Annotated in this window: 21 protein-coding genes and 1 other RNA gene; 12 read left to right on the top strand and 10 right to left on the bottom strand. The window is 65.8% G+C overall.

What is annotated here, in order from left to right:
• Positions 1-161: 161 nt before the first annotated feature.
• From ACEN9F_RS28395 to ACEN9F_RS28365, 7 genes are all read left to right on the top strand, one after another.
• Complete coding sequence (locus tag ACEN9F_RS28395) at positions 162-2,243, top strand: carbon starvation CstA family protein (RefSeq protein ID WP_413425616.1); 2,082 nt, start codon at positions 162-164, stop codon at positions 2,241-2,243.
• Entirely contained in the window at positions 2,243-2,443 is a 201-nt protein-coding gene (locus ACEN9F_RS28390) for a YbdD/YjiX family protein (RefSeq protein ID WP_413425614.1), read from the top strand. The genes ACEN9F_RS28395 and ACEN9F_RS28390 overlap by 1 nt, the downstream gene beginning before the upstream one ends.
• Before the next feature lie 114 nt (positions 2,444-2,557).
• Entirely contained in the window at positions 2,558-3,427 is an 870-nt protein-coding gene (locus ACEN9F_RS28385) for a ThiF family adenylyltransferase (protein WP_413425612.1), read from the top strand.
• Entirely contained in the window at positions 3,424-4,524 is a 1,101-nt protein-coding gene (locus tag ACEN9F_RS28380) for a nitroreductase family protein (protein WP_413425610.1), read from the top strand. The genes ACEN9F_RS28385 and ACEN9F_RS28380 overlap by 4 nt, the downstream gene beginning before the upstream one ends.
• The gene (locus ACEN9F_RS28375) at positions 4,524-5,204 is read left to right on the top strand and encodes an acyltransferase (protein WP_413425608.1); all 681 of its coding nucleotides are present in this window, start codon (positions 4,524-4,526) and stop codon (positions 5,202-5,204) included. The genes ACEN9F_RS28380 and ACEN9F_RS28375 overlap by 1 nt, the downstream gene beginning before the upstream one ends.
• A gap of 145 nt (positions 5,205-5,349) precedes the next feature.
• Positions 5,350-6,279 carry a PEP-CTERM sorting domain-containing protein gene (locus ACEN9F_RS28370; RefSeq protein ID WP_413425607.1) on the top strand — a complete coding sequence of 310 codons (930 nt, stop codon included), beginning with the start codon at positions 5,350-5,352 and terminating at the stop codon, positions 6,277-6,279.
• 228 nt (positions 6,280-6,507) lie between these two features.
• The gene (locus tag ACEN9F_RS28365) at positions 6,508-7,440 is read left to right on the top strand and encodes a PEP-CTERM sorting domain-containing protein (RefSeq protein ID WP_413425605.1); all 933 of its coding nucleotides are present in this window, start codon (positions 6,508-6,510) and stop codon (positions 7,438-7,440) included.
• On the opposite strand, the gene ACEN9F_RS28360 is transcribed toward ACEN9F_RS28365, so the two are convergent.
• Entirely contained in the window at positions 7,437-8,642 is a 1,206-nt protein-coding gene (locus ACEN9F_RS28360; protein WP_413425603.1) for a glycosyltransferase, read from the bottom strand. The two genes, ACEN9F_RS28365 and ACEN9F_RS28360, sit on opposite strands and share 4 nt — an antisense overlap.
• A 184-nt stretch (positions 8,643-8,826) precedes the next feature.
• On the opposite strand from ACEN9F_RS28360, the gene ACEN9F_RS28355 reads away from it, so the two are divergent.
• From ACEN9F_RS28355 to ACEN9F_RS28345, 3 genes are read left to right on the top strand one after another with little or no spacing between them, the layout of a single operon-like run.
• Positions 8,827-11,709, top strand: a complete 2,883-nt coding sequence (locus ACEN9F_RS28355; protein WP_413425601.1) for a response regulator — start codon at positions 8,827-8,829, stop codon at positions 11,707-11,709.
• Between the two features lies 1 nt (position 11,710).
• Entirely contained in the window at positions 11,711-13,864 is a 2,154-nt protein-coding gene (locus ACEN9F_RS28350; RefSeq protein WP_413425600.1) for a putative bifunctional diguanylate cyclase/phosphodiesterase, read from the top strand.
• A 2-nt stretch (positions 13,865-13,866) separates the two neighbouring features.
• Complete coding sequence (locus tag ACEN9F_RS28345; protein ID WP_413425598.1) at positions 13,867-14,154, top strand: hypothetical protein; 288 nt, start codon at positions 13,867-13,869, stop codon at positions 14,152-14,154.
• Between the two features lie 3 nt (positions 14,155-14,157).
• Here the strand turns inward: ACEN9F_RS28345 and ACEN9F_RS28340 are convergent, their stop codons facing one another.
• The 4 genes from ACEN9F_RS28340 to dnaX are packed head-to-tail and all read right to left on the bottom strand — an operon-like array spanning position 14,158 to position 18,929.
• Positions 14,158-15,372: a CaiB/BaiF CoA transferase family protein gene (locus ACEN9F_RS28340; RefSeq protein WP_413425596.1), complete on the bottom strand. Its 1,215-nt coding sequence runs from the start codon at positions 15,370-15,372 to the stop codon at positions 14,158-14,160.
• A complete protein-coding gene (recR, locus tag ACEN9F_RS28335) occupies positions 15,369-15,959 on the bottom strand; it encodes a recombination mediator RecR (protein WP_413425595.1) in 591 nt (196 codons plus the stop codon). The genes ACEN9F_RS28340 and recR overlap by 4 nt, the downstream gene beginning before the upstream one ends.
• 21 nt (positions 15,960-15,980) lie before the next feature.
• On the bottom strand, positions 15,981-16,307 hold the full coding sequence (locus tag ACEN9F_RS28330; RefSeq protein ID WP_070272932.1) for a YbaB/EbfC family nucleoid-associated protein: 327 nt from the start codon (positions 16,305-16,307) through the stop codon (positions 15,981-15,983).
• A 36-nt stretch (positions 16,308-16,343) separates the two neighbouring features.
• On the bottom strand, positions 16,344-18,929 hold the full coding sequence (gene dnaX, locus ACEN9F_RS28325) for a DNA polymerase III subunit gamma/tau (RefSeq protein WP_413425592.1): 2,586 nt from the start codon (positions 18,927-18,929) through the stop codon (positions 16,344-16,346).
• A 116-nt stretch (positions 18,930-19,045) separates the two neighbouring features.
• On the opposite strand from dnaX, the gene ACEN9F_RS28320 reads away from it, so the two are divergent.
• A complete protein-coding gene (locus tag ACEN9F_RS28320; protein ID WP_413425590.1) occupies positions 19,046-19,699 on the top strand; it encodes a hypothetical protein in 654 nt (217 codons plus the stop codon).
• A 41-nt stretch (positions 19,700-19,740) separates the two neighbouring features.
• Here the strand turns inward: ACEN9F_RS28320 and ffs are convergent.
• Both ffs and ubiD read right to left on the bottom strand, forming a co-directional pair.
• Positions 19,741-19,839, bottom strand: an RNA gene (ffs, locus tag ACEN9F_RS28315) — signal recognition particle sRNA small type.
• Positions 19,840-19,854: 15 nt separating this feature from the next.
• Entirely contained in the window at positions 19,855-21,339 is a 1,485-nt protein-coding gene (ubiD, locus tag ACEN9F_RS28310; RefSeq protein ID WP_413425588.1) for a 4-hydroxy-3-polyprenylbenzoate decarboxylase, read from the bottom strand.
• Between the two features lie 526 nt (positions 21,340-21,865).
• Between ubiD and ACEN9F_RS28305 the strand changes: the two genes are divergently transcribed.
• Entirely contained in the window at positions 21,866-22,723 is an 858-nt protein-coding gene (locus ACEN9F_RS28305; RefSeq protein ID WP_413427202.1) for a transglycosylase SLT domain-containing protein, read from the top strand.
• A gap of 58 nt (positions 22,724-22,781) precedes the next feature.
• On the opposite strand, the gene ACEN9F_RS28300 is transcribed toward ACEN9F_RS28305, so the two are convergent.
• The 3 genes from ACEN9F_RS28300 to ribH form a co-directional block, all read right to left on the bottom strand.
• Positions 22,782-23,378 (bottom strand): hypothetical protein, encoded by a 597-nt coding sequence (locus ACEN9F_RS28300; RefSeq protein WP_413425586.1) that lies wholly within the window; start codon positions 23,376-23,378, stop codon positions 22,782-22,784.
• A gap of 203 nt (positions 23,379-23,581) precedes the next feature.
• The gene (gene nusB, locus ACEN9F_RS28295) at positions 23,582-24,052 is read right to left on the bottom strand and encodes a transcription antitermination factor NusB (protein ID WP_413425584.1); all 471 of its coding nucleotides are present in this window, start codon (positions 24,050-24,052) and stop codon (positions 23,582-23,584) included.
• A 32-nt stretch (positions 24,053-24,084) separates the two neighbouring features.
• The gene (ribH, locus tag ACEN9F_RS28290) at positions 24,085-24,573 is read right to left on the bottom strand and encodes a 6,7-dimethyl-8-ribityllumazine synthase (protein WP_413425582.1); all 489 of its coding nucleotides are present in this window, start codon (positions 24,571-24,573) and stop codon (positions 24,085-24,087) included.
• Positions 24,574-24,596: the final 23 nt, after the last annotated feature.

Genomic DNA, 24,596 nt, shown 5'->3' with positions numbered 1-24,596 from the left:
GTCCCCGTTATCAGCTTCGTGAATACTGATCATAAGCTGCCGGGATGCCCATCAAAGCAGCGCCCGACCATCGCACTCCGGGGTCAGGTCCAGAATCCGGACACGAGCTCATGTCCGGATTCTGGACCTGACCCCGGAGTGAGGACAACCTTGGAGGAAGCATGAAAGCTCTACAAACCACAGGCCAGACACTGGCCAGCAAGCTGGGCTGGGCCGCGCTTGCGCTGGCCGGCGCTTCGGCGCTGGGCGTGATCGCCTTGAAACGCGGCGAGTCGATCAGCGCCGTCTGGATCGTGATCGCCGCCGTCTGCGTTTACCTGATCGCCTACCGCTACTACAGCCTGTACATCGCCGACAAGGTGCTGGGACTGGACGCCCGCCGCATGACCCCGGCCAACAAGCTGAACGATGGCCTCGATCACGTGCCGACCAATAAGTACGTGCTGTTCGGCCACCACTTCGCGGCGATCGCCGGCGCCGGTCCGCTGGTCGGCCCGGTGCTGGCCGCGCAGATGGGCTATCTGCCGGGCATGCTGTGGATCCTGGCCGGCGTGGTGTTCGCCGGCGCCGTGCAGGACTTCATCGTGCTGTTCATTTCCATGCGCCGCGACGGCCGCTCGCTGGGCGACCTGATCAAGTCGGAGCTGGGCCAGATCCCCGGCATGATCGCGCTGCTGGGCACCTTCATGATCATGGTCATCATCCTGGCGGTGCTGGCGCTGATCGTGGTCAAGGCGCTGACCCATTCGCCGTGGGGCAGCTTCACCGTGATGGCCACCATCCCGATCGCGCTGTTCATGGGCGTGTACTCGCGCTACATCCGCGTCGGCCGCATCGGCGAAGTGTCGATCATCGGCTTCATCCTGCTGATGGCGGCCATCTTCGGCGGCCAGTACGTGCAGGAAAACGCGGCGCTGGCGCCGATGTTCGACTTCACCGGCACCGAGCTGACCTGGATGCTGATCGGCTACGGCTTCGTCGCCTCGGTGCTGCCGGTGTGGCTGCTGCTGGCGCCGCGCGACTACCTGTCGACCTTCCTCAAGATCGGCACCATCGTCGGCCTGGCGATCGGCATCATCGTCGTCGCGCCCTACCTGAAAATGCCGGCCATCACCAAGTTCATCGACGGCTCCGGCCCGGTCTGGTCGGGCTCGATGTTCCCCTTCCTGTTCATCACCATCGCCTGCGGCGCCGTGTCCGGCTTCCACGCGCTGATCGCGTCGGGCACCACGCCGAAGATGATCGAGAATGAAACCCACGCCCGCTTCATCGGCTACGGCGCGATGCTGATGGAATCGTTCGTCGCCATCATGGCGCTGGTGGCCGCCTCGACCATCGAGCCCGGCATCTACTTCGCGATGAACAGCCCGGCCGCGCTGATCGGCACCACCGCCGAGTCGGCCGCGACGGCGATCTCGCAGTGGGGCTTCTACGTCACGCCGGAAATGCTGCTGCAGACCGCCAGGGATGTCGGCGAGCACAGCATCATCTCGCGCGCCGGCGGCGCCCCGACCCTGGCGGTCGGCATGGCCCACATCCTGTCGAACGTGATCGGCGGCCAGACCATGATGGCCTTCTGGTACCACTTCGCCATCCTGTTCGAGGCGCTGTTCATCCTGACCGCCGTCGACGCCGGCACCCGCGCCGGCCGCTTCATGCTGCAGGACTTGCTGGGCGCCTTCGTGCCGGCCATGAAGCAGACCGAGAACGTGTTCGCCAACCTGACCGCGACCGGCCTGTGCGTGGCGGCCTGGGGCTACTTCCTGTACCAGGGCGTGGTCGATCCGCTGGGCGGCATCAATACGCTGTGGCCGCTGTTCGGCATCGCCAACCAGATGCTGGCCGCGATCGCGCTGATCCTCGGCACCTGCGTGCTGTTCAAGATGAAGCGCGGCAAGTACGCGTGGGTGACGATGATCCCGACCGTGTGGTTGCTGCTGTGCACGCTGACCGCGGGCTGGCAGAAGATCTTCGACGCCAATCCCAAGGTCGGCTTCCTGGCCCACGCCGCCAAGTACCAGGCGGCCATGGATGAAGGCAAGCTGCTGGCGCCGGCCAAGTCGGTAGCGCAGATGCATCAGATTATCTTCAACGATTACCTGGATGCATCGCTGGCCGGCTTCTTCGTCATCGTCGTGCTGAGCGTGCTGGTGTTCGGCGTGCGCACCGTGCTGGCGGCGCGCGCCAACGACAAGCCGACCGCCCAGGAAAGCCCGATGGTCCTGACGCCCAAGGTGCAGTGATGTTGGGCGACATCGCCAAGGCCGGCCGTTACCTCGGGCAAAGCATGCGCCTGATGATGGGCCTGCCGGACTACGACGTCTATGTGAGCCATCGGGAAGCCACCCATCCCGATGAGCCCATCATGACCTACGAGGAATTCTTCCGCGAACGCCAGGAAGCCCGCTACGGCGGCGCCGGCAAGCGCGGCGGCTGCTGCTAGCAACCCAACAACCGGGGATCTGACCCCGGTTTTTTTTCGTCCGGCGCGGAACTTCCTGCCGCGCCCGTGTGTCTAACTTTGTTGAGCCGCGCAGTCGGCGGACGATGGAGACCCATGACATACCCATTTTCTTACGAGCAGGCGTTCGCCCGCAACATCGGCTGGCTTACGCCGGCGGAACAATCGGTACTGCGCGACAAGCGCATCGCCATCGCCGGCGTGGGCGGCGTCGGCGGCGTGCACTTGCTGACCCTGGCGCGGCTGGGGGTGGGCGCGTTTCACATCGCCGACTTCGATACCTTCGACCTCGCCAATTTCAACCGCCAGGTCGGCGCCATGATGTCCACGCTGGGCCGGCCCAAGGTCGATGTGCTGGCCGAGATGGCGCTCGACATCAATCCCGACATCAAGCTCACCTGTTTTCCCCAAGGCGTCAACAGCAACAACCTGGCCGCCTTCTTCGACGGTGTAGACTTGTACGTCGACGGCCTCGATTTCTTTGCCTTCGGCGCCCGCCAGGCGACCTTCGCCGCCTGCGCGCGGCTGGGCATCCCGGCCGTCACGGCGGCGCCGCTGGGCATGGGCACGGCGGTGCTGAATTTCCTGCCGGGGCAGATGACGTTCGAGGAATATTTCGGCTGGGGCGACCGGCCGGACGACGAAAAGGCGCTGCGCTTCCTGGTCGGGCTGGCGCCGGCCGGCCTGCACGGCGGCTACCTGGTCGATCCGTCGGCCATCAATCTCAAGGAGCAGCGCGGGCCGTCCACCATCATGGGCTGCCAGCTGTGCGCCGGCGCCGCCGCCACCGAGGCGCTGAAGATCCTGCTGGGGCGCGGCGAGGTGCTGGCGGCCCCACGCGGCTGGCAGTTCGACGGCTATCGTAACAAGCTGGTGCGCACATGGCGCCCCGGCGGCAACCGCCATCCGCTGCAACGGCTGGCGATGATGCTGGTGCGGCGGCGCCGGCCGGGAGGTCAGTCATGAGCAAGATGGAGCAGCATCTGGACGCCACGCTGGAACAGATCCTCGAACTGGCGCGCTGGGCGCCCAGCGGCGACAACACGCAACCGTGGCGCTTCGAGATCCTCGACGCCCGCCGGCTGGTGGTGCACGGCCACGACACGCGCGATCATTGCGTCTACGACCTGGACGGTCATCCGAGCCAGATCTCGATCGGCGCGCTGCTGGAGACGATGGCGATCGCCGCCAGCACCTTCCAGCTGGAGATGCGCTCGATGCGCCACCTGGAGGCGCCCGACAGCCGCCCCACCATCAGCGTCGAGTTCGTGCCGGCGCCGGCGCTGGAAGCCGATCCTCTGGCCGATGCCATCCTGCCGCGCAGCGTGCAGCGCCGCCCGCTCAGCCGCCGTCCGCTGACGCCGTCGGAGAAGGCCGCGCTGGCGGCCACGCTGCCGCCCGGCTACCAGGTGCGGTGGCTGGAAGGCGGCCAGCGCATGGCGGCGGCGCGGCTGATGTTCCGCAACGCCAAGCTGCGGCTGACCATGCCGGAGGCGCACCAGGTGCACCAGTCCATCATCGAGTGGAACGCCCGCTACAGCGAGGACCGCATTCCCGACCAGGCGCTGGGCGTGGACACCATGACCGCCAGGCTGATGCGCTGGATCATGCAGGATTGGCGGCGCGTCCAGTTCTTCAACACCTGGCTGGCCGGCACCGTGGCGCCGCGGCTGCAGATGGACCTGATCCCCGGCCTGGCCTGCGCCGCGCATTTCGTGCTGACGGCGCCGCGCCGGCCGCAGCGCATCGACGACTACATCGCCGCCGGCCGCGCCATGCAGCGCTTCTGGCTGACCGCCACCGCGCAAAGCCTGCAATTGCAGCCGGAGCTGACGCCGCTGATCTTTTCGCGCTACGTGCGCGAGGAGCGCGTGTTCTCCTGCACGCCCGGCATGCAGGAACGCGCGGCCGAACTGTCGCGCCAAGGCGAGGCGCTGGTCGGCAAGCCGGCGTGGGAGGCGGCGGTGTTCATGGGCCGCATCGGCGCCGGCGAGCCGGCCAAGGCGCGTTCGCTGCGGCGGCCGCTGCGCGAGCTGCTGGTCGGGCCGGAGAGGAGCAGCTGATGCGCGCCATCAAGCCCGGCCAGATCGCCGTCTTCATGAGCCTGCTGGTGCTGATCCTGCTGCTGGGCGCGGGCACCACCGCGCTGCTGTTCGGCGGCCTGCCGCTGGGCGATTTCCGCGGCGTGCTGCTGCTGCTCATCGGCGTGGTGCTGACCTACCTGTACGCCTTCCTGGTGTACCGCGGCTTCCTGTTCGCGCTGCCGCTGCACGAGGGCGAGGTGGCCGAGAACTCGCGCCACGAGCTGATCGCCAACGTCAACATCCTGTTCTACCTGCTGCTGTTCAATTCGCTGATCCGCACGCACTTCATCCCGGTGCCTTTGCTGCGCCTGGTCTACCTGGCGCTGGGCGCCGAGCTGGGCGCCAACACCTACAGCGCCGGCGTGCTGCTCGACCCGCCGCTGACCCGCATCGGCAGCAACACCATCATCGGCCACGACGCCGTGATCTTCGCGCACGTCATCGAAGGCAGCAAGCTGGAGCTGAAAGCGGTGACCATCGGCGACACCGTGACCATCGGCGCGACCGCCGTGGTGATGGCCGGCGTGCGGATCGGCGACAACGCCATCGTCTCGGCCGGCGCCGTGGTGACCAAGGACACGCAGATCGCGGCCGGCGAAATCTGGGGCGGCATCCCGGCCCGCCGGCTCAAGGCCGCGCCCGCCGCCATGTCCGGCTGACGGAATTCTTTACAGCGTGCGCGCCGCCCGCGCACCGCGCAGGCGCAAGTGCTTGATTTCACAAGGAACGCCAGCACTGGCAAGGGTTTTGCTCTATAGGGTTATACGAGCCCGATTCCCGGATTCGCATTTTCCAGGAGCATCCATGAAAACATTGAAACCCGCGTTGGCTGCCGCCATGCTCGCCAGTGCGCTGGCAGCACCGGTGGCCGCCCTCGCCGGCCCCACCGTGGGGCTGGACCCGACCGGCGCCGGCGCCTACAGCACCTATGCCGACCTGTGGACCAACGTCACCGATACCGGCCTGGCCACCAACTTCATTCCCGGCCTGACCGTCGGCGGCCCCGGCGGCGCCGCGCCCTACCTGACCGAACTGCGTTCGCAGATGGTGATCGGCACTATGTCGAACAGCAACATCCCCGCCATCGTCACGCCGGCCGGCCTGAACGCCACCTTTGAAATCAGCAAGGTCGTGCGCTTCGAGGAACTGGTCGATTCACAAACCCCCACCACCGCCCACTTCACGCTGCCGGCCGCCCAGTCGGCCGCGATGGACGTCGACCCGATCCGCGCCGGCGTGCAAAACCTGGCGATCTACTTCGACAACATCACCGACGGCAGCAAGGCCGTGCCGGGCAACGGCGCCGGCAGCGTGCGCTGCTACGGCGCCGGTTCGACCTCGGGCGGCTGCGGCGCCGGCGGCATCGACGGCGACGGCATCCTCATCCTGTCGGGCCACCTGGTGTTCAACGACGCCAGCTTCACGGCGTCCGGCCCGATCGGCACCGGTTCCTTCGATTCGCGCTTCCAGATCGACTATGTCGATCCCGCCTATCTGGACATCGTGACCGGCTCCATCTTCCAGGACAAGATCACCGGCACCACCAACGTGCCATCGTTCTTCACGCCAACGGAGATGTGGGATGGCGCGACGCCAACCACCGTGCCGTTCCTGAAGGTCGATTCGTCGCAAAGCTTTGCCGCCGCCGCCATTCCAGAACCGGCCACGCTGGCGTTGATGGGCCTGGGTTTTGCCGGCCTGGCGCTGGGTCGCCGCCGCAAAGTGCAGTCCTGAACCGAACCGCGGCAGCAGCGGTCTTTACAGCGGACCCGGCGCAGCCAGCCGGCGTCCGCTTTTTTTATCGGCACGCCAGCCTGACGGAATTCTTTACAGCGGGCAGCCGCCGAGCACCGCGCAGGCGTCCAAGTGCTTGATTCCACAGCCATCGCCAAGCCTGGCAAGGCTTTTGCTCTGCAGGTCGTACGACCCCGATTCCCGGGGCCATTTCCAGGAGCACTCTCCATGAAAATCTTCAAGTCCGCATGGGCCGCCGCCATGCTCGCCGCCGCGCTGGCAGCGCCTGTGGCCGCCATCGCCGCTCCCGTCGTCGGCCTGGATCCCTCCGGCAGCGGCGTCTACAGCACCTATGCCGACCTGTGGACCAACGTCACCAACACCGGCCTGGCCACCGGCTTTGTTCCCGGCCGGACCGTCGGTCCCGGCGCCGCCGCGCCCTACCTGACCGAGCTGCGTTCGCAGATGGTGATCGGCACCATGTCGAACAGCAACATCCCCGCCATCGTCACGCCGGCCGGCCTGAACACGACCTTTGAGATCACCAAGGTGATACGCTTCCAGGAGCTGGTCGATGCGCAAACCCCCACCACCGCCCACTTCACGCTGCCGGCCAGCCAGTCCGCCGCGATGGACGTCGACCCGATCCGCGCCGGCGTGCAGAACATGGCGATCTACTTCGACAACATCACCGACGGCAGCCGCGCCGTGCCGGGCAACGGCGCCAGTTCCGTGCGCTGCTACGGCGCCGGTTCGAGCTCGGCCGGCTGCGGCGCCGGCGGCATCGACGGCGACGGCATCCTCATCCTGTCGGGCCACCTGGTGTTCAACGAGGCCAGCTTCACGGCGTCCGGCCCGGTGGGCACCGGCTCCTTCGATTCGCGCTTCCAGATCGACTATGTCGACCCCGCCTATCTGGACATCGTGACCGACGCCGTCTTCCTCGACAAGATCACCGGCACCACCAACGTGCCGTCGTTCTTCACCCCGTCCCACGTGTGGGATGGCGCGACGCCATCCACCGTGCCGTTCCTGAAGATCGATTCGTCACAGAGCTTCATCGCCGCCGCCATTCCGGAACCAGCCACGCTGGCGCTGATGGGCCTGAGCCTTGCCGGCCTGGCGCTGGGCCGCCGCAAACAGCCGGCGTCCGCTTTTTAACGCCACAGCAGCTGCGCCAGCAAGCCCGCCAGCCGCGCGCCGGCGTCGTAGCGCAGAAACTGCTGCGCCAGCTTGCCGGCCGCCTCGCGCGGGCCCGGCTGCTCCAGCAACTGCAGCGCGGTGTCGCGCAACTGCCCCTCGTTCAAGCGGTCCGAGCGCAGCAGGGCGCCGGCGCCGGCGGCCAGCACGCCGTGCATGTTCAGGTACTGGTCCAGGTTGCCCGCGATGCCCAGCACCGGCACGCCGGCCGTCAGCGCCTGCTGGCTGGTCGGGCTGCCGCCGTTGCAGATCACCAGGCCGGCGCGCTGCGCCGCCATCATCCCCGGCAGGTAGGTCGCCGCCCGCGCGTTGGACGGCAAGGGGCCGGGATCGACGGTGCCGGCGGTCGCCGCGATGACCGTGACCGGCAACGGCGCCAGCGCCTGCAACACCTTGGACAGCAAGGCGCCCTGCCCGGAGCTGCCCAGCGTCACGTAGACGATCTGCCGCGCGGCCGGCAGCGCGTCCCACCACGGCGGCAGGCCGGTGGGCGGCGACCACACCACGGGCCCCAGGTAGGAATGCGTGATCGGCATATCATGCGCGGGAAACATTTCCGGAATGTCCGAGTACAGCACGTGGTCGGCGTCGGTGTAGACGCGGCGCAGGTCGCGGCCCAGCGACGGCAGCCGGTAGGCGCGCCGCACCCGGTTCAGCGGCATGCTGTGCAAGGCGAACGCCAGCGGCTGCACCAGCCGGAACAGGCCGTCGGCCAGCGCGATCGGCAGCACCCGCGCCAGCCCGATGGCCGGCACGGTGTAGTGCTGCTCGACGTAGGGACTCCAGTAGGCGTTGATCAGCCCGACATACGGCACTTCCGCCAGCCGCGCGCTGACCGACAGCGACAGCCGGAAATCGCCGATCACCACATCCGGCCGCACCGCCTGCAGCATGCGCATGTCGTCCACCACATACTGCTGCAGGGTCGGCGCGTCGTACACCGGCTTGCCCGCCGCCAGCGCCGCCAGGAAGCGCGCGCTGGAGATGCTGCTGATGGTCCAGCTGCTGACGTGGCTCCCCTTGAAGAACATTTCGTAGCCCGGCGCGCAGGCGAAGTGCACGTCGTAGCGCTGCCGGTCCAGCGTTTGCGCCAGCGCCAGCGGGCGGCCGACATGCGCCAACGTCACCGCCTCGGCCACGAACAGGATCTTTTTGCGTTCCATGATCACAGCTTGCGTCGCGCAAGCCGGTGGGGCTTGATCTCGCGCAAACGTGCACTGTTAGACGCAGATCAATGCCCGCGCCCCTCGACCAATATACCTTTCCTATTGGCACTTACTGATCAGCTTGCTGCACCCGTCCGCGCCGACGCTTTCGACGCCCACCGTTTGCAACCGCTAACGCGCCATGTTCAACTTTGAACGATCCGGCCTGAGTCAGAGACTGACTATCATTTCCGCGCTGTCCACCGGCAGCGCGCTGATGCTGGTGTTCATCGCGTTTGCCGTCACATCCGTACTCAGCCACACCGACGACGAGCGCCAGCAACTGTCCACGCTGGCCGGCGTAATCGGCAACAACAGCAGGACGGCGCTGCTGTACGCCGACCGCAAGCAGGCCGAGCAGACGCTGGCCACGCTGGCGGTCGAGAGCGACATCCTGCAGGCGGCCTTGTACGGCAGCGACGGCAGGCTGCTGGCGCGCTATGTCGCCGCCGCCCTGCCACGGGAACAGGCCGCGCCGGCCGAATTACCGGCCGAGGGCGCCGATCTCCGCACCGAAAGCAGCGGGCCGCCATGGGCGCCTGCCATGCGCGTCTACCGCGCGGTGCGCAGCGACGACGCGGCCGGCGGCGCCGTGGCCGGGACGGTGATGGTGGAAGGCGCGCAGGCACGGATGTGGCTGGACATCCTGAAGAACCTGGGCGCCGCCGCCGTGGCCGCCGTGCTGTCGTTCATGACGGCGCTGCTGGCGGCGGCGCATTTCAAGGGCAGCTTCGCCGATCCGGTCGGCAAGCTGATCGCCGCGGCCCAGCAGGTCAGCCGCGGCCAGGCGACGCCGCGCATCAGCCATCACCGCAACGACGAGCTGGGCGCGCTGATCGACAGCTTCAACGACATGCTGGCGCAGGTGGAGGGCCGCGACGCCGCGCTGGCCCAGTACCGCGACCAGCTGGAACGCCAGGTCGGCGTGCGCACCGAGCAGCTGGAAAAGGCCAAGAACGCGGCGGAGGCGGCCAGCCAGGCCAAGAGCGCCTTCCTCGCCACCATGAGCCACGAGATCCGCACCCCGATGAACGGCGTGCTGGGCATGACCGAGCTGCTGCTGGCCACGCGCCTGTCCGAGCAGCAGCGCCACTACACCAGCATGGTCAAGCGCTCCGGCGAGCATCTGCTGGTCATCATCAACGACATCCTGGATTTTTCCAAGATCGAGGCCGGCAAGCTGACGGTGGAATACATCCATTTCAACTTCCGCGACCTGCTGGACGATATCGACAACGTGTTCTCGCCGCAGGCGCAGGCCAAGGGCATACGGCTGGAACTGGCCGTGGCCCACCACATCCCGGTCGCCATCTGCGGCGATCCCAACCGGCTGCGCCAGGTCATCTTCAACCTGCTGGGCAACGCCATCAAGTTCACCGAGAGCGGCAAGATCACGCTGCGGGTCGCGGTGGCGCAGGAAGACCCGCAATCGGTGGGCCTGCGCTTCGAGGTGCATGACACCGGCATCGGCGTCTCCAGCGAGGCGCGCGCGCGCATCTTCGATTCCTTCTCGCAGGCGGACGGCTCGACCACGCGCAAACACGGCGGCACCGGCCTCGGCCTGGCGATCTCAAAACAACTGGTGGAGCTGATGGGAGGCACGATAGGGGTGGATCATGCGCTAACTCAAGGGTCGATATTTTGGTTTGCCGTAAATTTCGATAAACGCCGCGTCGATCTCGACGATCCGTCCACCGCCACCCAGGGAATCCGCGCTTTGATTGTCGATGAAAACCCCGCCAGCCGCGCCGCGCTGGAACGGCAGCTGGCGGCCTGGCAAATCGCCAGCACCAGCGCCACCGCCACCAACACCCTGCCGCAACTGCGGCGGGCCGCGGCCAACGGCCATGCCTACGATGTGGTCGTGCTCGACATGGAGCTGTCGCGCACCAGCGGCCTGGCGCTGGCGGCGGCGATCCGCGCCGAGCCGGCACTGGCCGCCTCGCGGCTGTTGCTGTTGAGCACCGAGCGCCTGGCCGCCGACAGCGTGCAGCGGCGCGAGGCCGGCGTCGCCTTCCAGCTGATCAAGCCGCCGCGCGCCTGCGACCTGTACGACGCCATCGTCACGCCGGCCCGCCCGGGCGACAGCGGCCGCAATGTGCCGGCCGCGCGCATGCGCGAGCGCGTCCCGCCCGCAATCCCGGCGGCCGTCCCGGCCGCCGTCGCCCCCGCCGCCCCGCCGCTGACCGCGCTCAGCGCCAGCCCGACGCCGGCGCCCCGGGCGCGCAAGCGCCGCAAGGTGCTGCTGGCCGAGGACAACCCCGTCAATGTCGAGGTGGCCAGCGCCATGCTGGAAGGCCTGGGACTGGACGTCAGCCGCGCCTGCAACGGCGAGGAGGCGCTGCATTCGGTGCAGTCCGGCGATTTCGACCTGGTCCTGATGGATTGCCAGATGCCGGTGATGGACGGCTTTGCCGCCACCGCGGAAATCCGCCGCCACCAGCAGCAACAGCGCGGGCGGGCGCGCAACCTGCCGATCATCGCCATCACCGCCAACGCGCTGCAGGGCGACCGCGAATCCTGCCTGGCCGCCGGCATGGACGACTATCTGAGCAAGCCGTTCACCCAGCAGGCGCTGGGGCAAACCATCGCGCGCTGGATCAGCCTGCCGCGCATGGCGGCGCTGCCGGACGAGGCCGCGGCGGGGACGCCGCCGGCCGCCGCCCCGGACCAGCAGATCAACCGCCAGGCGCTCAACAACATCCGCGCCCTCAGCGCCACCCACGGCGATGCGCTGCTGGAGCGCGTGCTGCAAGCGTTTCTCGAAGACACGCCGACCCATTTGCAAACCATCCGGCAGGCGATTGCCAGCGGCAACGCCGTCCAGATGCGCAAGGCCGCCCACAGCCTCAAGTCCAGCAGCGCCAACGTCGGCGCCGATGCGCTGGCGCAGCGCGCCAAGGAACTGGAGCTGTTGGGCCGCAATAACACCACCGCCGGCGCCGCCGCATTGCTGGCTGAGATGGAACGATCTTTCCAGGCCGCGCGGCAGGCGTTGGGAGCTATCCTGGAAAAGGAAATATGACATGGCCATCCCCTCCTCCCCCAAGCGCGGCCTGGTACTGGTCGCCGACGACGATCCGATGATGCGCATGCTGATGCTGGAAATGCTGATGCAGGTGGGCCTGGACGCGATCGAGGCCGAAGACGGCGTCAAGGCCGTGGCCTGCTACCAAAGCATGGCGCCGGACCTGGTGCTGCTGGACGTCGAGATGCCCGGCATGGACGGCTTTGCCGTGTGCCGCGAAATCCGCCGGCTGGAATCGCACACCACCGTGCCCATCATCATGGTCACCGGCGGCGACGAACTGGAATCGGTGACCCAGGCCTACGAGGCCGGCGCCACCGACTTCGTCTCCAAGCCGATCAATTGGCCGATCCTCGGCCACCGCGTGCTGTACGTGCTGCGCGCCAGCGACGCCATCACCCGCCTGCGCATCGCCGACGCCCATCACCGCGCGGTGCTGGCGGCGATCCCCGACACCTTCTTCCGCATGAACAAGGATGGCTACTACCTGGATTACGAACAAGGCCACGAGGCCAGCGGCGTGTTTTCCAGCGACCAGTGCGTGGGCCGGCACCTGAGCCAGGTGCTGCCGGACGACATCGCCCAGCACATGCTGGAGCAGGTGCAGACGGTGCTCGACACCCAGCACATCCGCTCGCTGGACTACGAGCTGCCGCTTCCCGGCCCGGCCCCGCGCGCGCGCCAGGGCGAGCATCCGGCGCCGCTGCCGGTGCGGCATTTCGAGGCGCGGCTGGTGGCCACCGGTCCCGACGAAGTGCTGGGGCTGGTGCGCGACATCAGCGAGCGCAAGCGCACCGAGGAACAGATCCGCCGCCTGGCCTATTGCGACAGCCTGACCGGCATCCCCAACCGCCAGGCCTTCCTGGAAACGCTGGAGGCGGAGCTGGTGCGTTCGCGCAAGGCCAACAAGAAGTTCGCGGTGCTGTTCATGGACCTGGACGCCTTCAAGCGCATCAACGACACGCTGGGGCACGACGTCGGCGACCACCTGCTCAAGGCCGTTTCCGAGCGGCTGCGCGAAACCACGCGCCCCAGCGACGTGGTGTCGCGCACCGAACTGGGCGGCAACAACCTGGCGCGACTGGGCGGCGACGAGTTCACCATCCTGATCCCCGACCTGGAGCGGGTCGAGAACGCGCTCAACGTCGCGCACCGCGTCAAGGAAGCGATGCGCCGCCCCTTCCTGCTGGACGCCCACGAAATCTTCGTCACGGCCAGCATCGGCATCTCGCTGTATCCCGAGGACGGCGAGGATTGCAACTCGCTGCTCAAGTATGCGGACACGGCGATGTACCACGCCAAGAACTGCGGCAAGAACAACGCCAAGCTGTACAGCTCGTCGCTGACGATGCAGATCATGAGCCATGTGAAGCTGGAGGTGGGCCTGCGCAAGGCGCTGCAGAACGACGAGCTGTATCTGCTGTACCAGCCGCAGATCGACGTCGCCAGCGCGCAGATCGTCGGCGTCGAAGCGCTGGTGCGCTGGCGCCATCCGGAGCGCGGCGTGATTTCGCCGACCGAGTTCATCCCGCTGGCCGAGGAGACCGGCCTGATCGTGCCGATCGGCGAATGGGTGCTGCGCACGGCCTGCCAGCAGGCGATGGCGTGGCAAGCGATAGGCAAGCGGCCGGTGCGGGTGGCGGTCAATCTGTCGGCCAAGCAGTTCAAGGATGAGAACCTGACGCAGATCGTGCTGTCGGCGCTGCACGACACCGGCCTGCCGGCCGAGCTGCTGGAACTGGAGCTGACCGAAGGCACGCTGATGGATGACGCCCGCGCCACCATGGTGACCCTGGAACAGCTGCGCGGCATCGGCGTGTACCTGTCGATCGACGATTTCGGCACCGGCTACTCGTCGATGAACTACCTGAAGCGCTTCGACGTGCGCGCGCTCAAGATCGACAAGAGCTTCATCAGCGGCCTGCCGCTGGACTCCGAAAACGCCGCCATCACGCGCGCCATCATCGCCATGGCGCACGGCCTGAAGATGGCGGTGGTGGCCGAAGGCGTCGAGACCGACGCCCAGCTGGTGCTGCTGGAGGAATACGGCTGCGACATGGTCCAGGGCTACTACCTCGGCCATCCCTCGCCGCCCGAATCGATCAACCTGATGCTGTCCAATCAATGCGCGCTGGATGAACCGACGATCTGAATATGCTGTCGGAAACTGGCGAGCCAGCGGAAACCGTTTCGCTGGAGCCCGATCCGCATCACGAAATGATGATGCTTGCGAAGGAATTGAAGCTACAAAAACTCCTGAGCTTCTCCGATTACTATGCCGATGCCGATCTCCCTGCGGCCAAGCTGCCGGCGTTGGCGCAGGAAATTTCCACACTTGAGAAACTTGTACCATCTGAACTAACTGAGTTCATCACCGAATTCAAGGCACTGATCGGCTTGGCAATCGCAATGGGCAAGCCCTTATGCGCCATTCCTGACTGAGCGCTACAACACCCCATCCCGTTTCATGGCGGCGATGTCCTCAGTGCTGTAGCCCAGCGATTGCAGTACTTCGTCGTTGTGCTGGCCCAGCGTCGGGCCTATCCATTTGGTGTGACCCGGCGTGGCCGACAGCTTGGGCGAGATCGCCGGCAGCTTGACCGGCGTGCCGTCGGCGAAGTGGTGCTGCTCGAACATTCCGCGCGCCAGGAACTGCGGATCGACCATCATGTCGCGCACCGAGTAGATCTTGCCGGCCGGAACGTCGGCCGCCTGCAGCACCGTCAAGGCGCCGTCGATGTCCTGCGTATCGCACCAGGCCTGGATCGCGTCGTCGATCTCCTGCGTGCGCTTGACGCGGCCGTCGTTGCGCTCCAGCCCGGCATCGCCCGCCATGTCGATGCGGCCCATCGCCAGCATCAGGCGCTTGAAGATGGCGTCGCCGTTGCCGGCGATGACGATGTTCTCGCCGTCTTTGGTCGTGTAGGTGTTGGAAGGCACGATGCCAGGCAGCGCGCCGCCGGTGCGCTCGCGCACCACGCCGGCGTGGTCGAATTCCGGCACCAGCGATTCCATCAGGTTGAATACGGATTCGTACAGCGCGACGTCGACCATCTGGCCCTCGCCCTTCAGGCGGCCGCCGGTGGCGTCGCGATGGCGCAAGGCCATCATCGCGCCGATCACGCCGTGCAGCGCGGCGACCGAATCGCCGATCGAGACGCCGACGCGCACCGGCGGCCGGTCCGCATGGCCGGATACATAGCGCAAGCCGCCCATCGATTCGCCGATCGCGCCGAAGCCCGGCAGATCCTTCATCGGCCCGGTCTGGCCAAAGCCCGACAGCCGCACCATGATGGTCGACGGATTCACCGCCTTCAACTGCTCGTAGCCGATGTCCCACTTCTCCAGCACGCCGGGGCGGTAGTTCTCGATGATGATGTCGGCTTCCAGCGCCAGCTGGCGCGCGATGGCGCGGCCGCGCGCGTGTTTCAGGTTCAAGGTCAGCGATTTCTTATTGCGCGATTGCACCGACCACCACAGCGACGTGCCATCCTTCAGCACCCGCCATTTGCGGATCGGATCGCCGCCGTCGGGCGACTCGACCTTGATCACCTCGGCGCCGAACTCCGCCAGCATGCGCGCACAAAAAGGGCCCGCGATCAGCGTGCCCAGTTCCAGTACCTTGATGCCGGCCAACGGGCCGGAAGTGTTCTTAGTCATGTCGCCCTTCGATCCAGCATCGCGCGGGCGATGGTGCCCGCGTCCACGTATTCCAGTTCGCCGCCGACCGGCACGCCGCGCGCCAGGCGGCTGACGCGCAAGCCGCGCGCCTTCAGCATCTCGCTGATGTAGTGCGCGGTGGCCTCGCCCTCGTTGGTGAAGTTGGTGGCCAGCACCACTTCATCGACCAGGCCGTCGGCGGCGCGTGCGATCAGCTTTTCCAGGTGAATATCTTTCGGGCCGATGCCGTCCAGCGGCGACAGGCGGCCCATCAGCACGAAGTACAAGCCCTTGTAGGTCAGGGTCTGCTCGATCATCAGCTGATCGGCGGGCGTCTCCACCACGCACAGCAGGCGGCGGTCGCGCTGCTCGTCGTTGCAGGTGTCGCAGACGTCTTCTTCGGTGAAGGTATTGCACAACGCGCAGTGGTGCACGGCGTGGACCGCCTGGTGCAGCGCGCGCGACAGCATGTCCGCGCCTTCGCGGTCATGCTGCAGCAGGTGAAACGCCATCCGTTGCGCCGACTTGGGGCCGACGCCGGGCAGACGGCGCAAGGCTTCCGTCAGGAATTCCAGCGATTTGGACATAGCCTTAAACCGGGCCGCTCCTTAGAACGGCATCTTGAAGCCGGCCGGCAGGTTCATGCCGGCGGTCAGGCCGCCCAGCTTCTCGGCGGAGGTGGCTTCTGCCTTGCGCACGGCGTCGTTGAAGGCGGCGGCCACCAGGTCTTCCAGCATGTCCTTGTCGTCGGCCAGCAGCGACGGGTCGATCGAGACGCGCTTGACGTCGTTCTTGCAGGTCATGACAACCTTCACCAGGCCGGCGCCGGACTGGCCTTCGACTTCGATCAGGGCCAGCGCGTCCTGCGCCTTCTTCATGTTGTCCTGCATTGCTTGCGCTTGTTTCATCAAGCCAGCCAGTTGGTTCTTCATCATGATGGAGTTCTCCAGGTTTTTAAGTTAAGGATGTGATCAGGCCGATGCAGCGGCTTGCGCCGCCGGCGGCACGATGGAGCCAGGCACCACCCAGGCGTCGAGCTCGCGGATCATGCTGTTCACAAAGGGATCCGTGGCGACCGTCTCTTCGGCGGCACGCTGGCAGGCTGCGCGGTGCGCGGCCGCTTCGGCGCTGGCGGTGTACCAGACGGCGCCCAGTTCGGTATCGACGCGCACTGCGCGGCCGAAGCGTTCGGCCAATGCGGCCGTCAGTTTTTCGACGTTGCCCGGCGTGCGCCAGGTTTCGATCGGCACGCGGACCTTGAACACGACGGCGTTGCCGTCGATGCCGCATTCGATCAGTTCGGCCTGCATGGCCAGTTGCTGGGCCACGCCGCGCAACGGCAGCGCGGCGGCGACCGCCGGCCAGTTGCCGTCCCAGTTCAATTCAGGCACCGGGGTGATAACGTAGGCGTACGGGGCCTTGGCCGGCGCCGCCGCCGCGCGCGGTGGCGCAACGAAGGCTTGCACTTCATCGGCATAGCCGCCTTGCGCGGCGCCTGGCGCGGCATGTGCGGCATGTGCGGTATGCGTGGCCGCCGGCGCTACGGCGCTGTCGTCGGAAAATTCGGTGACCCAGGGCGGCAGGTCGTCTTCATCGCTGGCCTGCTGCTGGACCGACTGCGCGGCTGGCGCGGCGTACTGCGGCGCGGCGGCCGGCGGCATTGCTTGCGCCGCAGGCTGCACGGCTTGACGGACAGGCGCCTCCAGGACGGCAGCTTGAGCGTCGCCGCCCATGCTCGCCGCCGGTGGCATGTCTTCCCACGGTGCAGGCGCGCGCGGCGCGGCCGCCATCTGAGCGCTGGACGCAGGCGGGGCCGGCGGCGTGTAAGACGCGGCAGGTGCTGGTGGTTGCGGTGCCGATTGCACAGGCTGCGGCGGCACGGCTGGCGTCGATGCATATGACGCCGGCTGCGCTGCCGAGGCTGGCGACGCGTCCGGCGCGACACCGCTCTCCCGGGCGGCAGCGGCGGCGCGGGCGGCGCCCGGCTTGGACGCTGCACGCGCGGCTTCCAGCGCGGCGTTGATGGCTGCGCGGGCTGGACTCATCGGCCCCGATGGCGCTGCAGGCGCGGGAGCAGGCGCCGGTGCGGCTGCGGCCGGTGCGATGGCGGCCGGTGCGGGGGCGGCGGGTGCTGGCGCCGCTGCAACAGGCGCCGGAGCGGCCAATGCGTGTGCGCTGGCGGCCGGAGCGACAGGCGCGGTTGGTGCGGGAGCCGATGCCGGCGCGCCCCACGCGGACGGCGCCGCGCTGGCCGGAGCCTGTGCTGGCGCCGGCGCTTCGGCGCGCGCCATCGCGGCGGCGGCGCCGGCGACCACGGCCGGCGGCGTCACGCTGGCGTGGCTGGCTTGTACATGCGCGGCCGCGCGCGCGGGGGGCGCGGCGGCGGCGCGAACCGCAGCCACTGCCGCCTGGCGCGACATCGCCGGCGCGGCGGCAGGTTGCCCCTCCGCCCCGCCTACGCCGGGCCGAAAGGCCAGCATGCGCAGCAAGGTCATCGAGAAGCCCGCATATTCATCCGGCGCCAAACCAAGTTCATTCCGGCCGTGCACGGCGATCTGATAATACAGCTGCACTTCTTCCGCATCGAAGGCGGCGGCCAGGCGCACGACATCGGCGTACTCCGGCAAATCTTCCGGCAGCGCGGCAGGCACGGTCTGCGCCAGCGCGATCCGGTGCAGCAAGGTGCCCAGGTCCTGCAAGGCGCCGTTGTACGACAGGCTGCGCGTGGCCATCTCATCGGCCACGGCCAGCAGATCGGCGCCATCCTGCGCCGCCAATGCATCGAGCAGGCGGATCAGGTAAGACTGATCCAGCGCGCCCAGCATGCCCTGCACCGCATCCAGCGTCACCTCGCCGGCCGCATAGGCGATCGCCTGGTCGGTCAGCGACAGCGCATCGCGCATCGAACCATGGGCGCCGGCGGCCAGCAGGCGCAGGGCCGGCTGCTCGAAGGCGATGCCTTCCTGGCCCAGGATATTTTCCAGATGGCCGATGATATGGCCCGGCGGCATCTGCTTCAGATTGAATTGCAGACAGCGCGACAGCACCGTCACCGGAATCTTTTGCGGATCGGTGGTCGCGAGGATGAATTTGACGTGCTCCGGCGGTTCCTCCAGCGTCTTCAGCATCGAGTTGAAGGCGTGGTTGGTCAGCATGTGCACCTCATCGATCATATAGACCTTGAAGCGTGCATTGCTCGGCGCGTACACCGCCTGTTCCAGCAACTGCGCCATCTCGTCGACGCCGCGGTTGGACGCCGCATCCATCTCGATGTAATCGACAAAGCGGCCCGCGTCGATCGCGGTGCAAGCCTCGCACACGCCGCACGGCGTCGGCGTGATGCCGCCGTTTCCGTCCGGGCCGACGCAGTTGAGCGACTTGGCCAGGATGCGCGACAAGGTGGTCTTGCCGACCCCGCGCGTTCCGGTGAACAGATAAGCATGGTGCAGGCGGCCACTGTGCAAGGCGTGCGTCAAGGCGCGCACGACGTGCTCCTGGCCGACGAGCGTCTCGAAGTTCTTGGGGCGGTATTTACGGGCGAGGACTTGATAGGACATGCTGGGATTTTACCGTAGATAGCGGGTGCCAAAGCGGCAATTGTAACAAGTCGAGACCGGATTAGGTAAGTCCACCTTCCTGCCTTACAATTTGTTTTTCTTTTAACATGACAAAAATGAAAAAACTCGCCCTGATCCCTGTGCTGTTCCTGGCCCTGAGCGCGCACGCCGCCGAGCGCGAATGGGTGCCTTATAAGAAGCTGGTCGAAGACCTGCGCCTCGACCGCTTCTACGCCATGCCCGCCGCCGAGCGCGACAAGGTCAACCTGTACCTGACCATCAAGCCGAACAACAAGAGCTACAAGCCGTCGGACGTGGTGCTGACCGCGGTGCGCGGCAACGACCGCCAGCCGCTGCCGGCGCTGTCGCCCGAGTTCCGCATGACGCTGGTGCCCGACGCCAAGTGGATGACGGCCGACACCAAGATCATGACCAGCCTGCCGAAGGAAGAAAAGTCCACCGTCGGCTGGGACGCGACCACCACCCTGCCCGAGGGGCTGCAATGGCAATACACGCCGGTGATGAGCAGCGTCGAACAGATGAATCATGCGATCAAGAAGATGGCGGGCGCGCTGAGCCTGTTCGCGCCGAGCGCCAAGTTCGTGGTGTTCAAGTTTAACAAGCCGGCGCAGCTGAAAGTCGGCGCCACGGTATATAACACCGACGCCAAAAACCAGATCAGGCTCAAGCCCGAGTCGGCGCTGCTGAAGGAGAATCCGCTGATGGTCGCCAGCGAGCGGCCGTTCGAGGCCCTGCTGGATGATGAGTAAATAAAAAAAGCTGCCTAATGGCAGCTTTTCTATTTCCCGAAGGAGGCGAGCCTGATCTGCGGCACTTATGGTTAATAGCCGTGGCTGCTTCGTTCCCGACCTGACCAGGTTAGCCATGCCACAATGCGCAGGGGCCCGCCAGACGTAATTATAACCTACAGGCCCAACTCCTGCCAAATCTGATCCACCCGTGCTTTCACTTCCGGCGTCATGCTGATCGTCGTACCCCATTCGCGGCTGGTTTCACCCGGCCACTTGTTGGTCGCGTCGATGCCCATCTTGCTGCCCAGCCCGCTCACCGGCGAGGCGAAGTCCAGGTAATCGATCGGCGTGTTGTCGACCAGCGTGGTGTCGCGGGTCGGGTCGACACGGGTCGTGATCGCCCAGATCACCTCGTTCCAGTCGCGGATGTTGACGTCCTCGTCCACCACCACGATGAACTTGGTGTACATGAACTGGCGCAGGAAGCTCCACACGCCGAACATCACGCGCTTGGCGTGGCCGGCGTACTGCTTCTTGATCTGCACCACCGCCATCCGGTAGCTGCAGCCTTCGGCCGGCAAATGGAAATCGGTGATCTCGGTGAACTGCTTTTGCAGCAGCGGGATGAAGACCTCGTTCAGCGCCAGGCCCAGCACGGCCGGCTCGTCCGGCGGCTTGCCGGTATAAGTGGAGTGATAGATCGGATCGCGGCGCATCGTGATGCGGTCGATGGTGAACACAGGGAACGAGTCCTGCTCGTTGTAATAGCCGGTGTGGTCGCCATACGGCCCTTCCAGCGCATGCTCGTAGCCCGATGGATGGTTTTCATCAGGATAGATATGGCCTTCCAGCACAATCTCGGCCGACGCCGGCACGCGCAACTCGCTGCCGATGGCCTTGACCAGCTCGGTGCGGCTGCCGCGCAGCAGGCCGGCGAACTGGTATTCGGACAGGCTGTCCGGCACCGGCGTGACCGCACCTAATATAGTAGCGGGATCGGCGCCCAGCGCCACGCACACCGGATACGGTTTACCCTTGCTCTGTATGGCGTGCTCGCGGAAATCCAGCGCGCCGCCGCGATGCGCCAGCCAGCGCATGATGACCTTGTTCGGACCCAGCACCTGCTGGCGGTAGATGCCCAGGTTCTGGCGCTTCTTATTAGGTCCCTTGGTAATCACCAGGCCCCAGGTGATCAGCGGCGCGATGTCGCCGGGCCAGCAGTGCTGAATCGGCAACTTCGACAAATCGACATCGGCGCCCTCCCACACGATCTCCTGGCACGGCGCGCCGCGCAATTCCTTCGGCGCCATATCCCATACGGCCTTGACCAGCGAGCCCAGGCCCAGCAAGTCCTTGAAGTCCTTCGGCGGCTCCGGCTCTTTCAAGCGCGACAACACATGGCCGATCTTGCGCAGTTCGCTGACGTCGTTGGCGCCCATGCCGAGCGCCACGCGGCGGCCGGTGCCGAACAGATTGCCGAGCACCGGCATGCTGTGACCGGTCGGATTCTGGAACAGCAAGGCGGGGCCGCCGGCGCGCAAGGTACGGTCGCAAACCTCGGTCATCTCTAAATGCGGCGAAACAGGCAACAAAATGGGTTTTAGTTCGCCCATCCGTTGCAGTTGAGAAATAAAATCTCGCAGATCAGAATATTTCATCGTTTTTTAATATTTTCTTACATTAAAGCGTACTGTTTAAAAATACAGGTCAAGTAGTTGATTTTATTGGTTTTCCAGCGCACACATGCCGAAAAGTTAGATTTAAAAGTTATAGCTTTCAATCGCGTTAGTATTGACTTGATATAAAACGGCTTCTACAATTTGCCCTACTTGAAGAGGACACGGTCTCAGGACCTTATGTGAACCACATAAAGTTGTTGCTCATTCATTCACGGAGTCGGGGCTCCACATGACATTTTAAGGAGTGTTTTCAAAAGGCGTCTGCCTTACCCCCGAAAGAAGTTGTATTGCGACTGTATCGAATACCTCAGGGAAAGATCAGCTCTAGCAAGCAATGACGGCGTCCAACGCGCGCTCCCAGCGGCGACGGACGATGATATTTCTGATGCACGGCATGAGCACCCGGTTAGCTGCGTTTAACGCTGGCAGGGACCCGCTTTTACGGACATTTCAGGGGAACTCTATGATTAATCGCTTCACCGGTGCAACGATGTTTGCCCGCACCATGGCTCGCCAGCCAGCCGCGTGGTTCTCCACGACGCGCGTTTCGGCAAAGGGTGTGTTAACCACCGCCCAGCACACTTTGACCATTCTTGGTGTGACGCTCTTGGTAGTAATGGCAGTACTGTTTGTCCGTCCGGATCTGGCCAAAGCCTTGAGCGACAGCCTGAACCCGGCACCAGAAATCGAAGCGGTCGCCGTCGTGGCGCCACCGCTGTCGGCCTTGATGGAAGCGCCGGCCGCCGGCGCGCCAGCCGCCAGCAACGCCCCGCTGACCGCCGAAGAAAAGGCCCTGCTTGGCACGCAGAAGCAGCAGCAATGGGTGACGTCCTGGCTGTCCAAGCGTTACCGCGTAGCGGGCGACGCCGCCAACATGCTGGTGTCCACCGCCTACCTGACGGCGCGTGAAATCAAGCTCGACCCGCTGCTGATCCTGGCGGTGATGGCGATTGAATCGGGCCTGAATCCGTTCGCGGAAAGCCCGGTCGGCGCGCAAGGCCTGATGCAGGTGATGTCGAAAGTACACCACGACAAGTTCCAGGAAATGGGCGGCCTGCAAGCCGCGCTGAATCCGGTGGCGAATATCCGTGTCGGCTCGCTGATCCTCAAAGATTACGTGACTCGCGGCGGTTCCGTCGAAGCCGGCCTGAAGATCTATGTGGGCGCAGGCGCCTTCGAGCACGACGACGGCTACGGCTCGAAAGTGCTGGCAGAGTACAACCGCCTGAAGCAGGTTTCGGCAGGCAAGAAGGTTCCGACCATCACGCCGATGATGGCCGCCACGCCGCCTAAGCCGGCAGCGCCGGTCGCTGCGGCCCCGGCCGAGAAAACGGTCAACGGCACGCAAATCGCCGGCCTCTGATAGATAGCGGACGCAACAAGGAAAGCCACAGCGATGTGGCTTTTTTTACGCCTGCACGCTATGGGCAGGACATGATCTTGATCTTGCCGGTATCGCGGAATGGATCGCGGCCGCCGCTGAAGCCGTTCGACTCCTTGTAGAAGCACGCCGTGCCGCCGCCCGGCATGCGCCACTTGGTCATGCGCGTGCCGTCGGCCATGATCACCTCCTCCATCGCGCCGCTGCCGCCGCCGACGTAGGCCTTGCCGATGGCCGCCGCCAGCGCCGTGGTGTCGTTGACGATTTTCCGGTCGCGCTGGGTCCAGGCTTCCTTGCGCACTTGCTGGTCGGCGGCGAAAGCGCTTTTCAGCGCGCGCTGCTTGAGATCGTCCTCAGGCTTGGTTGGCAGTGCGAAAGGATCCGGCGGCGGGGCCTGGGTGATGGCTTGCGGCTGCCGTTCGAACTCGGGCGGGGCCGTGGCGGGCGCGATCGGCGGTGCAATCGCCGTCATCGGCGCCTGCGGCCGCCGGACACGCTCCGGCGCCTTCTGAGCGATCCTCGGCCGCTCCGGCGGCGGACGCGGCACCGGCGCAAGAATATAGCTAATCGCCGCGTGGACCACCACGGAGGCCGCCAGCGGCCGCTGTGGCGCCTGCCAGCACAGCAACGCCAGCACATGCGCGCCGCCGATCAGCGCCAGCCAGCCGCGCCGTTTCCAGGCCTGCGGGCCGGTAGGTCGGGTCAGTTCGATGATATCGCCTTGAGGTTATCTTAAAATCAAGCGATTCTGTTGCCCGCCATCCCACCCGTCAAATCAAATATAAAAAAAGCCACCGCAAGATACCTTGGGTGGCTTCCGACGATACCGCGTGCTGCGGATCAGCGTTTCTTGTCGGCCGCGACTTCGTCCGGACGCAGCTTGGGCGCCAGCTTGTCCAGCACGCCGTTGACATATTTGTGGCCATCGATCCCGCCGAAGGACTTGGTCAGCTCCACCGCCTCGTTGATGACGACGCGGTAAGGGATTTCCAGGTTGTTCTTCAGCTCGTACGCGCCGATCAGCAGCACGGCGTGCTCGACCGGCGACAGCTCGCCGATGCCGCGGTCGACCAGCGGCGCGAAGGTCTCGCGCAGCGCCACGGAATCCCGGATCGTACCGTACAGCAGCACGGTGAAGTGTTCGCCGTCGGCCTTATCGAAGCCGTGCGCGGCACGGATATGGTTCACCACGGTGGCGGCGTCTTCATTGTTCAGCAGCCACTGATACAAACCCTGCAGCGCAAACTCACGGGCGCGGTGGCGCGGCGTGCGGTTCTTGCTGGGGTTGGCGTGCAAAGTCTTCTCTGTCATGGTTGTTACCTACTCTTCTGTGTTCTGTTCAATTACTCGTCGTCGCCTTGATCCTGGTTCAACTCTTCCAGGGCGATGGTCAGGTTGGCCATCTCAACGGCGACGCGCGCCGCATCGGCGCCCTTGATGGCCATGCGCACTTCGGCCTGTTCATCGTTCTCGGTGGTCAGGATCGCGTTGGCGATCGGGATGCCGAAATCGAGGCCGATGCGGGTGATGCCCGCGCCCGATTCGTTCGACACCAGCTCGAAGTGGTAGGTTTCGCCGCGGATGATGGCGCCCAGCGCGATCAGCGCGTCGAACTGCTGCGACTCGGCCATCTTCTGCAGTACCAGCGGCACTTCCAGCGCGCCCGGCACGGTCACGTGCAGCACGTCCTCGTCGGCCACGCCCAGGTGTTTCAGTTCGGCCAGGCAAGCGGACAGCAGGCCGTGGCAAACGTCTTCGTTAAAACGGGCTTGCACGATGCCGATGCGCAGATCATCACCGGACAGGTTGGTTTCGTAGCTTCCTACGGTCATGGGGGGCCTCTTTTTATGTTGGG

Source organism: Duganella sp. CT11-25 (assembly GCF_047302815.1).
GTDB lineage: Bacteria > Pseudomonadota > Gammaproteobacteria > Burkholderiales > Burkholderiaceae_D > Rugamonas.
This window is presented reverse-complemented; position numbering and strand designations above follow the sequence as displayed.